13 protein-coding genes and 1 pseudogene are annotated in these 12,755 nt (G+C 64.5%); 9 read left to right on the plus strand and 5 right to left on the minus strand.

Annotated elements, in window-relative coordinates; translation table 11 throughout:
• Nucleotides 1-41 precede the first annotated feature (41 nt).
• Together IPJ87_11520 and IPJ87_11525 are read left to right on the plus strand one after the other, a co-directional pair.
• Nucleotides 42-998 carry a c-type cytochrome gene (locus IPJ87_11520; protein MBK7942480.1) on the plus strand — a complete coding sequence of 319 codons (957 nt, stop codon included), beginning with the start codon at nucleotides 42-44 and terminating at the stop codon, nucleotides 996-998.
• A complete protein-coding gene (locus tag IPJ87_11525) occupies nucleotides 995-2,782 on the plus strand; it encodes a bifunctional metallophosphatase/5'-nucleotidase (protein ID MBK7942481.1) in 1,788 nt (595 codons plus the stop codon). Before IPJ87_11520 ends, IPJ87_11525 begins: the two co-directional genes overlap by 4 nt.
• Here the strand turns inward: IPJ87_11525 and IPJ87_11530 are convergent.
• Together IPJ87_11530 and IPJ87_11535 are read right to left on the minus strand one after the other, a co-directional pair.
• Nucleotides 2,767-4,359: an STAS domain-containing protein gene (locus IPJ87_11530; GenBank protein ID MBK7942482.1), complete on the minus strand. Its 1,593-nt coding sequence runs from the start codon at nucleotides 4,357-4,359 to the stop codon at nucleotides 2,767-2,769. The genes IPJ87_11525 and IPJ87_11530 overlap by 16 nt on opposite strands.
• Nucleotides 4,360-5,693: 1,334 nt before the next feature.
• Nucleotides 5,694-6,050: pseudogene (locus tag IPJ87_11535) on the minus strand (sodium-independent anion transporter).
• Between the two features lie 230 nt (nucleotides 6,051-6,280).
• Here IPJ87_11535 and IPJ87_11540 point away from each other — a divergent pair.
• The 7 genes from IPJ87_11540 to IPJ87_11570 all read left to right on the plus strand — a co-directional run bounded on the left by IPJ87_11540 (nucleotide 6,281) and on the right by IPJ87_11570 (nucleotide 9,466).
• Nucleotides 6,281-6,694 carry a DsrE family protein gene (locus IPJ87_11540; GenBank protein MBK7942483.1) on the plus strand — a complete coding sequence of 138 codons (414 nt, stop codon included), beginning with the start codon at nucleotides 6,281-6,283 and terminating at the stop codon, nucleotides 6,692-6,694.
• Between the two features lie 111 nt (nucleotides 6,695-6,805).
• Complete coding sequence (locus tag IPJ87_11545) at nucleotides 6,806-7,597, plus strand: outer membrane porin, OprD family (GenBank protein ID MBK7942484.1); 792 nt, start codon at nucleotides 6,806-6,808, stop codon at nucleotides 7,595-7,597.
• A gap of 45 nt (nucleotides 7,598-7,642) precedes the next feature.
• Nucleotides 7,643-8,125, plus strand: a complete 483-nt coding sequence (locus IPJ87_11550) for a hypothetical protein (GenBank protein MBK7942485.1) — start codon at nucleotides 7,643-7,645, stop codon at nucleotides 8,123-8,125.
• A gap of 78 nt (nucleotides 8,126-8,203) precedes the next feature.
• A complete protein-coding gene (locus tag IPJ87_11555) occupies nucleotides 8,204-8,518 on the plus strand; it encodes a rhodanese-like domain-containing protein (GenBank protein ID MBK7942486.1) in 315 nt (104 codons plus the stop codon).
• On the plus strand, nucleotides 8,515-8,751 hold the full coding sequence (locus IPJ87_11560) for a hypothetical protein (GenBank protein MBK7942487.1): 237 nt from the start codon (nucleotides 8,515-8,517) through the stop codon (nucleotides 8,749-8,751). Before IPJ87_11555 ends, IPJ87_11560 begins: the two co-directional genes overlap by 4 nt.
• Nucleotides 8,748-9,059 carry a thioredoxin gene (trxA, locus tag IPJ87_11565; GenBank protein MBK7942488.1) on the plus strand — a complete coding sequence of 104 codons (312 nt, stop codon included), beginning with the start codon at nucleotides 8,748-8,750 and terminating at the stop codon, nucleotides 9,057-9,059. Before IPJ87_11560 ends, trxA begins: the two co-directional genes overlap by 4 nt.
• 2 nt (nucleotides 9,060-9,061) lie before the next feature.
• Nucleotides 9,062-9,466 carry a rhodanese-like domain-containing protein gene (locus IPJ87_11570; GenBank protein ID MBK7942489.1) on the plus strand — a complete coding sequence of 135 codons (405 nt, stop codon included), beginning with the start codon at nucleotides 9,062-9,064 and terminating at the stop codon, nucleotides 9,464-9,466.
• On the opposite strand, the gene IPJ87_11575 is transcribed toward IPJ87_11570, so the two are convergent.
• From IPJ87_11575 to prfB, 3 genes are all read right to left on the minus strand, one after another.
• Nucleotides 9,463-10,140: an acetolactate decarboxylase gene (locus IPJ87_11575; GenBank protein MBK7942490.1), complete on the minus strand. Its 678-nt coding sequence runs from the start codon at nucleotides 10,138-10,140 to the stop codon at nucleotides 9,463-9,465. The genes IPJ87_11570 and IPJ87_11575 overlap by 4 nt on opposite strands.
• The gene (gene fumC, locus IPJ87_11580; GenBank protein MBK7942491.1) at nucleotides 10,137-11,531 is read right to left on the minus strand and encodes a class II fumarate hydratase; all 1,395 of its coding nucleotides are present in this window, start codon (nucleotides 11,529-11,531) and stop codon (nucleotides 10,137-10,139) included. Before fumC ends, IPJ87_11575 begins: the two co-directional genes overlap by 4 nt.
• 91 nt (nucleotides 11,532-11,622) lie before the next feature.
• Nucleotides 11,623-12,720, minus strand: coding sequence for a peptide chain release factor 2 (gene prfB, locus IPJ87_11585; protein ID MBK7942492.1), 1,098 nt, complete (start codon nucleotides 12,718-12,720; stop codon nucleotides 11,623-11,625).
• Nucleotides 12,721-12,755: the final 35 nt, after the last annotated feature.

Genomic DNA, 12,755 nt, shown 5'->3' on the forward strand with positions numbered 1-12,755 from the left:
CGAAGCGGCCCCGCACCGCACGCGCGCTCGTGCTGGTGGTAATGGTGGGTATCATGGCGCTGATGATCACGCCCAAGGACCTGTTCGAGGCACCTCCACGCGTTGTGGCGAGTTGGACCGCGGACAGCCTGTGGCTCGGGCCCGACACCACCGGGCTCGACCGGCTCGATGACGATCATGAGGCGCTCGTGCGCTACGGCCGCGAGCTCATTCGCAACACAGCGCACTACTTCGGCCCGAAGGGCACCGTGGCACAGCTCACGAACGGCATGGACTGCGAGAACTGTCACCTCGATGCGGGAACGCGGCCGTGGGGCAACAACTACGGGGCGGTGTGGAGCACCTATCCCAAGTTCCGCGAGCGAAGCGGTTCGATGGAGTCCGTTGAGAAGCGCATCAACGATTGCTTCGAACGGAGCTTGAATGGAACGGCACTGGACAGCAACAGCCACGAGATGCGTGCGCTGGTGGCGTACATGGAATGGCTGGGCTCCGGCATCCAGAAGGACGTGAAGCCGAAAGGTGTCGGGCTTGTTGAACTGCCCGTCCTCGACCGTGCCGCCGACCCGGTGAAAGGTGAGGCCATTTACACAGCGAAGTGCGAGAGCTGCCACCAAAAGGATGGCGCAGGAATGAAAGCGGCGAGCGGTATCATCTACCAGTATCCGCCGCTCTGGGGCGAGCACAGCTACAACAGCGGCGCCGGGCTCTATCGCATCTCACGCTTCGCAGGCTATGTGAAGAACAACATGCCGCAGGGCGCAACATGGGAGAACCCGATGCTCACCGACGAGGAGGCTTGGGATGTGGCAGCCTACGTGAACAGCCAGCAACGGCCCGAGCACGACCTGTCGGGGGATTGGCCGAACATCGCTGGCAAACCGGTGGACTATCCCTTCGGGCCCTTCGCGGACAGCCTACCGGAAACGCAGCACAAATTCGGGCCCTTCGGTCCGATCGCGGAGATCAAAGCCGCAGCCAAGAAGAACAAACCATGAGCGATATCCAACACCCCGAAGGCTGCACGTGCGGCGCGCACGACGAAGCAGTGAACGCCGTGAGCCGTCGACAGATGCTCCGCTCGCTGGGCGCGCTGGGCGCAGGCTTGACGCTGGGGCCCACCCTCGCCATGGGCGCCTTGAGCGACCCGCAGCGCCGTCAAGAGCTTACCGGCAGTCGTGCGGTGGCGCATGGCATAGCGGATAAATTCACGCTGCTGTTCACGAGCGATATCCACGCGCAGCTCCACACCCACGACGAGTTCTTCCTGGAGAACGGTCAGGTCGTCTACAAGAAGCGCGGAGGCTATGGCGTGCTGAAGACCATGATCGACACGCTGCGCGCGGCGGACCCGGCGAACACGCTGGTGATCGACGGTGGCGACTGCTTCCAGGGCGGTGGCGTGGCGGCGATGAGCGAAGGCCGGGCCATCGTGCCGTTGATGAATCGGATCGGCTACGACCTCATCCTGCCCGGCAACTGGGAGGTGGTGTACGGCAAGGAGAACATGCTGAAGGACCTCGGCGGATACCGCGCAGCGAAGATCTGCGCGAACATGTACCACGAGAAGCTCGCCGACTATTGCGGCGACATGCAAGATCCCAACGCCGACCTCGCGGGCGAAATGATCTTCCAGCCCTACTGGACACGAATGATCGCTGGCATCAAGATCGGCTTCATCGGCTACAACGATCCGCTCACGCCCAAGCGTCAGTCACCGGCATACAGCTGTGGTATCAAATTCACCAAGCCGGAGACCAACGTAGCGAAGTACATCCGCATCCTGCGCGATTACGAGCAATGCGCCATGGTCTTCCTGGTCACCCACATGGGCCTGGCACAACAGGTGGACCTGGCGAACAAACCCGAGGTGGAAGGCGCGGACCTCATCCTCGGTGCCGACACGCACGAGCGCGTGCGCAAGCCCATCAACGCCAAGTACAGCAAGGTGGTGGAGCCCGGCGCCTTCGGCTCGTTCGTGGCGCGCCTGGATGTGGTGGTGGAGGACGGCAAGGTGAAGGACAGCCACTATGAACTGCTCGACGTGGACCCGGAGAAATACCCGGCGGACAAGGGCATGCTCGCGCTCGTGGACGAGGTGAGCGCACCGTACAAGGAGCAGCTCAGCAAGGTGGTGGGCAGCACGAAGAACACGCTGGTGCGCTACTACGTGATCGAGAATCCGATGGACAACCTGATCACGGATGCGCTGATGTGGAAGTTGGAGCCGGACATCGCCATCAGCAATGGCTTCCGCTTCTGCCCGCCGATCGTGGCCGATGGGAAGACCCCCACCCCAATCACCAACGACCACCTATGGAGCATGATACCCGTGGACAGCGAGGCCAAGTACGGCGAGGCGACCGGTCAGCAGCTATGGGACTGGCTGGAGCAGGAGCTGCACAATGTCTTCGCCAAGGATCCCGCGAAGCGCTTCGGCGGCTGGGTGGTGCGCTTCAAGGGGATGACGGCCAACTTCACCATGCACAACGAGAAGGGCAAGCGGGTGAACTGGATCAAGGTGGGCAGGAAGCCCATCGACCTGCAGAAGACCTACCTCATCGCCGCCTGCGAACGGGACGGCGACCCGGACGACACGCTCTGCCGCCTGGAGAAGGTGAAGAACCCGCGCCGTGCGAACGCAACGATGCACAACATCCTGCGCGATTACTTCGCCGCCTTCAGCCCCGTGGCCCCGAAGGTGGAGGGACGCATCACCGCGACGGATGCGCCGCCGACGCTCCTCAGCCAGCTGGAGGGCTACGCCTACGAGTTCCGCTGAGCGCCCGCCAGCGCCATCGCTGAACGCACATCCGGACAGAGCCGGCCTTCCGTCAGCAGGCCGGCATCGCGCAAGGAGTTCCGGACGTCCGGCAGCACATCCGTGAGCAGCACGTGCACATGGCGCCGTTCCATGGTCTCGATGATGTCCGCTAGACGGTGCAGCCCCGTGGCATCGATGAAGGGCACATGGCGCATGCGCAGGATCAGCACGCGGTGCTGATCGCCCACCTTGCGGATCGTCTCGGTGAAGGTCTGTGCCGCGCCGAAGAAGAGCGGGCCGTTGATCTCGTACATCACCACGTGCGCCGGCACCTTGCCGAACTCCGCCTCGAACAGCTTCTCACCGGCCGCGTCCGGCGCGCCCAGTTCGCTCAGCCGCGTGCTGTCGCTCATGCGCTTCATGAAGAGGAAAGCGGCGAGCACCAGGCCGATCTCGATGGCCACCACCAGGTCGACGAAAGCGGTGAGCAGGAAGGTGACGAGCAACACGGCCATGTCGTAGCGGCTGGTGCGGAACACGGCGATGAAGCTGTGCACCTCGGCCATGTTCCAGGCCACCACCACCAGGATGCCGGCCAGACAGGCCATGGGGATCAGCGCGGCCCATTGCCCGGCCACGAGCAGGATCAGCAACAGCACCACGGCGTGCACCATGCCCGCCATGGGTGTGCGCCCACCGTTCTTGATGTTGGTGGCCGTCCGGGCGATGGCGCCGGTGGCCGGTATGCCGCCGAAGAGCGCGGACACGACGTTCGCACCGCCCTGCGCCACCAGTTCCATGTTGCTGCGGTGCCGGCCACCGATGGAGCCATCCGCCACCACCGCGCTCAGAAGCGACTCGATACCGCCCAACAGCGCGATGGCCAGCGCGGGCCGCAGCAGCTCCTTGAAGGTGGCGAGTTCGACCCAAGCGAACTGTGGAGCGGGCAGGCCGGTGGGGATGCCGCCATACCGGGAACCGATGGTGTCCACGGGCAGGTGGAAGCCGGCCACCACCGCCGTGGCCAGCACGATGGCCACCAGTGGGCCGGGCACTGCCGGCAGGATCCGCGGCATCAGTAGCGTGATGGCGATGGTGCCTGCGCCCACCGCGAAGGTCAGCGGGTCGAAGGCCCCGGCATGCCGCACGTAGGTGCTCCACTTGTCCAGCAGGTCCGCCGGCACGTGGGCGATGCCCAGCCCCAGCAGGTCGTTGATCTGCGTGGAGAAGATGATGACCGCGATGCCGGTGGTGAAGCCAACGATGAGCGTGTGCGGGAAATAGCGCAGCAGGGCGCCAGCGCGCATCAGACCGAGCGCCACCAGCAGCACGCCGGCCATCAAGGTGGCGATGGTGAGCCCCTCCACACCGTGCTCCTGTACGATGCCGTACACGATCACGATGAACGCGCCGGTGGGTCCGCCGATCTGCACGCGGCTCCCACCGAACGCGCTGATGAAGAACCCGGCGACGATCGCCGTGATGAGCCCCTTCTCCGGCGCCACGCCCGAGGCGATGGCGAAGGCAATGGAGAGCGGCAGGGCCACGATGCCCACGATCACCCCGGCCAGGGCATCGCGCCGGAACTGCGGCATTGTGTAGCCCCTGCCCAGCACCGAGAAGGATTTCGGCACGAACTCCGACCGGTCCCGATCATGTTTCACAGCGGCGAAAGTACCCGCAGCACATGCGGACGTGTCGTTCCCCACAGGCGGGATGCGCACCGGCGGCGGTTGACGACGGTGCCACCGTCCGTGACATGGATCACCGACCGACCCGGCGCGCCCCGGACGCTGTTGAGCCAGTTGGAGGGGTACGACTACGAGTTCCAGTAGTTCGACGATCCCTGGCCCGCAGGGAGCGTATTTTCACGGCATGGGAAGCAGGCATCTCATCCTGACGACGACCATTCTCCTGCTGGGGGCATGCTCCTCAGCGGGTCCGACGATGCACGATGGGTCCCATCCACCAACGGAGGTGGATGCGCCGTCGGCCATGGTGCCATCGATCGTTCTCTTGGACGCGACGGCCCAGAGTTGGATAGCCGGAATGGAAGGCGGGGGAAGAGGTGTGAACTACCGATTCAAGGTGATGGTCAAAGGGGATGGCCCAGTGCGATTCACGGCGGCCCGGATCGGGGGGACCCTGCACCGTCTGGACACCTATGTGCTTCGTGGGCTTTTCGGAAGTACGGCCATTGAGGTCGCGGCCGGGGACACAGCGGAACTTTCCGCGGTCGAAAGCTCCAGAACCGGCAATGTTCCAGTTCACATGGATGCCACTTTGCATTGGAACTATGCTGATCGCTCGGATTCAGTCACTATCCCGGCCATTCGCGTCCTTCCTCCACAGCTACGTCCTTGAGCGGAGCCGTGCCCGCAAGGATCCTGATGACGCGATGTACCACTTCAATGAAGCCCTATCGCGCCAATTCGATCATGCGCAACATCCTGCCGTAGTGCGTCGCAAAGTTCAGCCCAGGCACACCGCAGGCGCTGTTGAGCCAGTTGGAGGGGTGCGATCATGAGTTCCGGTGATCGATAACCAGGATGGGTTCGATCCCTTGGAACCTCTTTGGAGCTCCAGGGGATCGAGCCATTCTGATCCGTGGGTCGGGTCACACCTGTAACGTCCCTGGTGCAGGAGGTCAAACCTCCAACTTCACCCCCGTCGCCGTGATGCTCAGCGGCGCATTGTTCAATCGTGCCTGGGGCTTGCCGTTCTCCAGCTTCAACACGCCCCGTGGGCACACGGACGCACAAAGGCCACAACCCACGCAACTTGCACGCACGATGTTCTCGCCGCGCTGCGCATAGCTGCGCACATCGATGCCCATCTCGCAGTAGGTACTGCAATTGCCACAGCTGATGCATTGGCCGCCGTTCGTGGTGATGGGGAAACGCGAGAAGAAGCGCCCCTGCAGGCCGTTGATCCGCGTGGAGAAGATGATGACCGCGATACCGGTGGTGAAGCCCACGATAAGCGTATGAGGGAAGTAGCGCAGCAGGGCTTCTGCGCGCACCAGACCGAGCACCACCAGGAGCAGGCCCGCCATCAAGGTGGCGATGGTGAGCCCCTCCACGCCGTGCTCCTGCACGATGCCGTACATGATGACGATGAACGCCCCGGTGGGCCCGCCGATCTGCACGCGGCTGCCCCTGAAGGCGCTGATGAAGAACCCGGCGACGATCGCCGTGATGAGCCCCTTCTCCGGCGCCACGCCCGAGGCGATGGCGAAAGCAATGGAGAACGGCAGGGCCACGATCCCCACGATCACCCCGGCCAGCGCATCACGCCGGAACTACGGCAACGTATAGCCCCTGCCCAGTACGGAGAAGGACTTGGGCACGAACTCCGCTCGGTCCCGTTCGTGCTTCACGGCGACCAAAGTACCGGAGCACAGCGTCGCACGGAGCGTCGCTCGCCCTGCCCTTGCGGACCTGTCCCGGTTGGCAACGACTCGGTCCGGTGACATCGATCACCGGCCTCATGCACAGGGAGCAGGACCTTTGCAGCATGAAACCGATCCTTCTGCTGCTCGCACTTCTGACGGGTCTCACTGCGGATGCGCAGGATCAGGTCCGTCAGCACCGCATTGTGATGCAATTGACCAGCGGGGACACCCTGGTGCACAAGAACCTGATGAAACAGTTCAAGAACATGCTGGAGGCGGCGCCCACGGCGCGGATCGAAGTGGTGTGCCACGGCCCCGGCATGGACATGCTGATGAGCGACCGCAGCGTTGCGCAGGGCAAGGTGAAGGAGTTCGCGGTGAAGGGCGTGGTCTTCCTAGCCTGCGACAACACCATCCGCGAGCGCCAGTTGGACCCCTCCAAGGTGATGACGGAGGCCGGTCATGTGAAGGCCGGCATCATCCACATCGTGGAGCGGCAGGAGGACGGCTGGAGCTACATCAAAGCCGGGTTCTAGCGCATATTCCGTTCTCGAACGGACCGGTCGTCGGGCGGCCTGGCCGCGCTTGCGCTGGCCTCTGCGCTCGTCCTGTCCTGGACCCTGGTCGCCCAGCATGGCGAGCAGGACATGCCCAGCAACGACAGCCTCCGGGGTACCGGTCACCTGTACGACATCATGAAACGCGGCGAGCTTGAAGGCCGATTCCGCCAGTACAACATGTTGACGGTGAACGACGGCACACCTTCGGACTATCACGCAGTCGCTTTCGGAGGCTCCCTGGGCTTCACCTCCCAGCGCTGGCACGGTGTGCGGTTCAAGCTGAGCGGCGGATACACCTTCGACCTGGCCACGAGCGACCTCACGGAACCCGATCCGGTGACCGGTGCTGCCAACCGGTATGAGATCGGCCTCTACGATGTGAACGATCCCCGGCACACGAACGACCTGGCCTACGTCCATGAGTTCCAGCTCGACTGGATGGCGCGCCACCAACGCACGCACGTCACTGTCGGCAAGCAGGAGCTCAACACCCCCTTTCTGAACCCGCAGGACGGACGCATGCACCCCAGCCTGCCCGAGGGCCTCTGGGCGGAGCACCGGACCACGCGTGGTACCGCGTTCCAAGGTGGTTGGATCTACCGGGTGGCCCCGCGCGGGGCCAGCGAGTGGTATGCGGTGGAGGAGAGCATGTCCGCCTTCCCGGCAGGTCGGAACATCCACGGGGAGGGCGCACAATATGGTGAGCACCTTCGCTGCGCAGGGATCCTCGCGGCCAGCTTCGGACAGCACCTGGATCGCAGCTGGCGGGTCACGCTGTGGGACCTGTACACGGAGAACGTGTTCAACAGCGCCTTGGCGCAGGTGGACGTGGGAGGCCATGAGCATGGGTGGAGCGCATCGGCGATGGCCATCCGGTAGGACGCGGCACCACAACGCGGGGGACTTGCGGATACCCTGCTCCACATGCCCGCCAGCGAAGGTTCATGGGCGTTCAGCGCTCGGATCCGGCATGTCCCCGGCCGTTCCCGCTGGCAGCTCAACTACACGTGCATCACGGCCCACGGCCGCTACCTGATGCCGCGCGAATGGGGGCGCGATCCCTTCTTCACCTTCCTGCCACGCGAGCGGAACGAGGGAGCGGGTGACGTGCATGCCGCCACGCTGAACCTCATCTGGCGCACCGACGGCGGTTGGCGCATCCAGGTGGACGGGGGATGGTACAGCCTGCCCGCGTTGGCCGATGTCCGACTGAACGAATACGCGATGCCTTCCTACACCCAGTTCGATGTGAACGCCCAGTACAGGTTCAACGGCGGGTGGAAGGGCCTCGCCGTGCCACTGCTGGCCCTGGTCAAACTACCTGTGGATGAGGACCTCACCGAGAAGGTGGCCATCAACAAGGTGGACATGCTGCACGCCGACCTGATCATCAACTACGTGTTCTGACCGGCCGTCGGTGACGGTGGTCACCGGTGAGGCGGCAAGGCCACGCGGAACTTTGCGGCAGAACGGAACGACATGGGTATCCTGGACATGATCAAGAGCGCTTTGGGCGGTGGACCGAAGGTCGACCTCGGTGCTCTACTGCGATCCGGCGCGGTGGTGCTGGATGTCCGTAGCAAGGAGGAGTTCGCCGCCGGACATGTGAAGGGGGCGAAGCACATCCCGCTGGACCGGTTGGGCTCCCACGTGGCGAAACTGGACCGCTCCAAGCCCATCATCACCTGCTGTCGCAGCGGCATGCGCAGCCGTGCGGCCGCCGACCTGCTGCGCCGCCAGGGATTCGACGCCCACAATGGTGGGTCATGGACCAGCGTACGTGCGCTCAAGGCCCGATGAACCGCCTGTCCTTCCCGCTCCTCCGCTGGCTGAACGGCGCGTTGGGCGTGGCGTTCCTGGCCCAAGCCGTACATGGCGGCGATGGGATCGCTCTCGGCTTGGCGATCCTCTTCGGCTCGAAGGCCCTCCTGAAGTTGGGCTGCTGCTCCACCGGCCCTTGCACCCTACCCGACCGCGGACCCGGACGTCGTGCGATGAGCGAGGCCGCCGGCATCCGAGCGGACCAGCCATGAACACACGACCGCGCAGCTTCCAGGATCTCATCTCCGGCGACACACCGGTGCTGGTCGACTTCTTCGCCGAATGGTGCGGTCCCTGCAAGGCGATGGCACCGATCCTTGAGGACCTCAAACGACAATTGGGCGACAAGGCGGTGGTGGTGAAGGTGGACGTGGACCGCAACCCGGCCGCCGCACAGGCCTATCGCATCCAGGGCGTGCCCACGCTGGCGCTCTTCAAGCAGGGCCGGCTGATCTGGCGCGCGTCGGGCGTGATGAGCGCCGCGCACCTGAAGAACGTGATCACCCCTCACCTCAACTGACCTTGGACAACCGCTCACGGATCGCGCTCAGAACGGGAATGCTCGTTCTCCTCATGACCGTCCTCGTCGCCTGTGGCGCGAGCGGACCGGGGGCGCCGCTTTCACCCGCCGACTTTCAGGCCGCGATGCGTGCATCGGATGCACAGGTGATCGACGTCCGGACCCCGGCGGAGTTCGCTTCCGGTCATCTGGACGGTGCGGTGAACCTGGACTGGACCGGTGGTGTGCTCGAACAGCACACAGCGGAACTGGACCACGATACCCCCATCCTGGTGTACTGCGCCTCGGGCGGTCGAAGCGCGGCAGCCGCGAAAGCGCTTCAGGGGGCGGGCTTTCGCAACGTCTCCGACCTGGACGGCGGCATCAGTGCCTGGCAGGGAGCCGGGCTTCCGGTGGCAGGCCGCTAGCGTCCCACGAGCAGGCGCATCGCTCCGGGTCGCCATGTCACCTCGTCCGCATGGCCCATCCGCCTGCGGTCGGGAGAGATCAGGTGCGTGTGGATGTTGCTGTCGTGATGGGTGAACACGGTGCGATGCGTCGTGGAGAAGAAGCCGACCAACTCCACGGGCTCCTGGGCGAAGCGCACATGCACATCGTACGCGTGGGCCTCCTCCCGCGAACGCACCTGCATGTTCTCGGGCACGGCCAGCACATGGGCCGAGGCGCTGTCCACTTCACCGACCAGACGGAACGCGAACGGGCCGGGATCCGCGCCGGACCGGTCCGTCAGCAAGGCATCCAGCCCGGCCAGGTCCACGACATCATCCGGCAGCGCCACCGGCTCCCATCGCTCCACCCGGGCATGCACGAAGAACGGAGCGCGCACATCCCGGTTCACCGACACCCGCACGCTGTGGTTGATCACCCGGGCCACATGGCACACTCCGTCCACCACCGTGATCTCCCCACGCAGATGCTCCAGCGGACCCACACCGTACAGCCCGGGCCCAGTGAGGCTGTCCATCGCGATCACGCCGGTCCCCTGTCCGTTGAGGATCACATCGCGCATGGCGCCGGTGGCGATGACCTGCGCGGGCAGGTCCGCTGCGGTCAATAGAACGAACAGGGCGAGCGGCCTCATCCTTCGCTGCACATCTTGGCGGGATCCACCCAGCGGTCGAAGTCCTCCGCGCTGACATGGCCGAGCGCGATGGCGGCCTCCTTCAGCGTGGTGCCCTCCTTGTGGGCCTTCTTCGCGATCTCGGCCGCCTTGTAGTAGCCGATGTGCGGGTTGAGGCTGGTGACGAGCATGAGCGAGTTCTCCAGGTGGCGCTTGATCACCGGGCGGTTCGGCTCGATGCCCTCGGCGCACCTGTCGTTGAAGCTCACGCAGGCATCGCCGATCAGCCGGGCGCTCTGTAGCACGTTCGCGGCGATGAGCGGCTTGAACACGTTGAGCTCGAAGTGGCCATTGCTGGCACCGATGCCCACGGCCACGTCGTTGCCCATCACCTGGGCGGCCACCATGGTGAGCGCCTCGGGCTGCGTGGGGTTCACCTTGCCGGGCATGATGCTGGATCCGGGCTCGTTGTCGGGGATCACGATCTCGCCGATGCCGCTGCGTGGGCCGCTGCTGAGCATGCGGATGTCGTTGCCGATCTTCATCAGGCTCACGGCCAGACGCTTCAGCGCGCCGCTCAGCTCCACCATGGCATCGTGGGCGGCGAGCGCCTCGAACTTGTTGGGGGCGGTGACGAAGGGCAGGCCGGTGAGCTCGGCGATCTTCTTCGCCACGAGCACGCTGTAGCCCATCGGCGCGTTGAGGCCCGTGCCCACGGCCGTACCGCCGAGCGCCAGTTCACGCACCATCTCCAGCGCATTGTTCACCGCGCGCAGCCCGTTGTCCAGCTGCTGCACGTAGCCGCTGAACTCCTGGCCCAGCGTGAGCGGCGTGGCGTCCATGAAGTGGGTGCGACCCGTCTTCACCACGTCCTGAAAGGCCCCGGCCTTCTTCGCCATCGTGTCACGCAGCTTCCGCACCCCGGGGATGGTCACCTCCACCGTGAGCTTGTAGGCCGCGATGTGCATCGCCGTCGGGTACGTGTCGTTGCTGCTCTGGCTCTTGTTGACGTCGTCGTTCGGGTTGAGCACCTTCTGGTCATCGCTGAGCTTGCCGCCGCTGAGCACGTGCGCGCGGTAGGCCACCACCTCGTTCACGTTCATATTGCTCTGCGTGCCGCTGCCGGTCTGCCAGATCACCAGCGGGAACTGGTCGTCCAGCGCACCGGTGAGGATCTCGTCGCAGACGCGGCCGATGAGCTCGCACTTCTCCTGCGGCAGCTTGCCCAGCTCCAGGTTGGCGAGGGCGGCCGCTTTCTTCAAATAGGCGAAGGCATGCACGATCTCGCGCGGCATGCTGCCCGGCGGTCCGATGCGGAAATTGTTGCGGCTGCGCTCGGTCTGCGCGCCCCAGTACTTGTCGGCGGGCACCTTCACCTCGCCCATCGTGTCCTTCTCGATCCGGTGGTCCATGTCAATTGCCAGTTGGCAGTATGCAGTAGGCAGTACGATTATCGTGGGTCGGACAACTGCCTACTGCCAACTGGCAACTGCCGACTTGAGCTCAGACCTTCTGACTCTGTCCGTGCATCATCAAATAGGCCTTCAGGAATTCATCGATCTCGCCGTTCAACACGTCGTCCACGCTGCTGGTCTCGTGCTCCGTGCGCACGTCCTTCACCAGCTTGTAGGGCTGTAGCACGTAGTTGCGGATCTGGCTGCCCCACTCGATCTTCTTCTTGCCCGCTTCGATCTCGCTACGCTTGCTGCGCCGCCGCTCCAGCTCGGCTTCATACAGCTGTGACTTGAGCAACTGCAGCGCCTTGTTCTTGTTCTCCAGCTGACTGCGTGTCTCGGTGTTCTCGATGATGATGCCCGTGGGCGCGTGACGCAGGCGCACGCCGGTCTCCACCTTGTTCACGTTCTGTCCGCCCGCACCGCCGCTCCGGAAGGTGTCCCAGGTGATGTCGCTGGGGTTGATGTCGATCTCGATGCTCTCGTCCACCAGCGGGTACACATAGACGCTTACGAAGCTGGTGTGGCGACGCGCGTTGCTGTCGAAGGGGCTGATGCGCACCAGGCGGTGCACCCCGTTCTCGCCCTTGAGCATGCCGAAGGCGAACTCGCCGTCCACCTCCATGGTGGCCTGCTTGATGCCCGCAGCCTCTCCGTCCTGGTAGTCGAGCACCCGCGCGGCGTAGCCGTTCTTCTCGGCCCACATGCGGTACATGCGCAGCAGCATCAGGGCCCAGTCGTTGCTCTCGGTGCCACCAGCGCCGCTGGTGATCTGCACCACGGCGCTGAGGGGGTCCTCCTCGGCGCTGAGCATGTTCTTGAACTCAAGCTCCTCCAGTTCATGCGCGGCCTTGGCGAACTGGGCCTCCAGCTCCTGTTCGCTCACCTCCTTGGCCTTGAAGAAGTCGAACATCACCTCCACATCGTCCAGTTCCCGCTTCACCCCCTCGTACAGCTCCACCCACCGCTTGAGCTCGCGGATCTTCTTCATGGTGGCCTGGGCCTTCTTCTGGTCGTTCCAGAAGTCGGGGTCGTGGGTGTACTTCTCCTCCTCGAGGATGAGCCCGCGCTTGTCCTCGATGGCGAGGTAGCCCTTGAGGGCCTCGAGCCGCTCGCGGAGCGCGTCGATCTTGTCGATGGTGATCATCCGGATGAAGCGGCCGCGAAATTACGCCTTGCGCC

This window comes from Flavobacteriales bacterium, assembly GCA_016713875.1.
Taxonomy (GTDB): Bacteria; Bacteroidota; Bacteroidia; order Flavobacteriales_F; family PHOS-HE28; genus PHOS-HE28.

Excerpts from the sequence above, each read along its gene's own strand:
- IPJ87_11520 (MBK7942480.1), top strand. The coding sequence starts at position 42 with ATGGTGGGTATCATGGCGCTGATGATCACGCCCAAGGACCTGTTCGAG.
- IPJ87_11525 (MBK7942481.1), top strand. The coding sequence starts at position 995 with ATGAGCGATATCCAACACCCCGAAGGCTGCACGTGCGGCGCGCACGAC.
- IPJ87_11530 (MBK7942482.1), bottom strand. The coding sequence starts at position 4,359 with ATGCCGCAGTTCCGGCGCGATGCCCTGGCCGGGGTGATCGTGGGCATC.
- IPJ87_11540 (MBK7942483.1), top strand. The coding sequence starts at position 6,281 with ATGAAACCGATCCTTCTGCTGCTCGCACTTCTGACGGGTCTCACTGCG.
- IPJ87_11545 (MBK7942484.1), top strand. The coding sequence starts at position 6,806 with ATGCCCAGCAACGACAGCCTCCGGGGTACCGGTCACCTGTACGACATC.
- IPJ87_11550 (MBK7942485.1), top strand. The coding sequence starts at position 7,643 with ATGCCCGCCAGCGAAGGTTCATGGGCGTTCAGCGCTCGGATCCGGCAT.
- IPJ87_11560 (MBK7942487.1), top strand. The coding sequence starts at position 8,515 with ATGAACCGCCTGTCCTTCCCGCTCCTCCGCTGGCTGAACGGCGCGTTG.
- trxA (MBK7942488.1), top strand. The coding sequence starts at position 8,748 with ATGAACACACGACCGCGCAGCTTCCAGGATCTCATCTCCGGCGACACA.
- IPJ87_11575 (MBK7942490.1), bottom strand. The coding sequence starts at position 10,140 with ATGAGGCCGCTCGCCCTGTTCGTTCTATTGACCGCAGCGGACCTGCCC.
- fumC (MBK7942491.1), bottom strand. The coding sequence starts at position 11,531 with ATGGACCACCGGATCGAGAAGGACACGATGGGCGAGGTGAAGGTGCCC.
- prfB (MBK7942492.1), bottom strand. The coding sequence starts at position 12,720 with ATGATCACCATCGACAAGATCGACGCGCTCCGCGAGCGGCTCGAGGCC.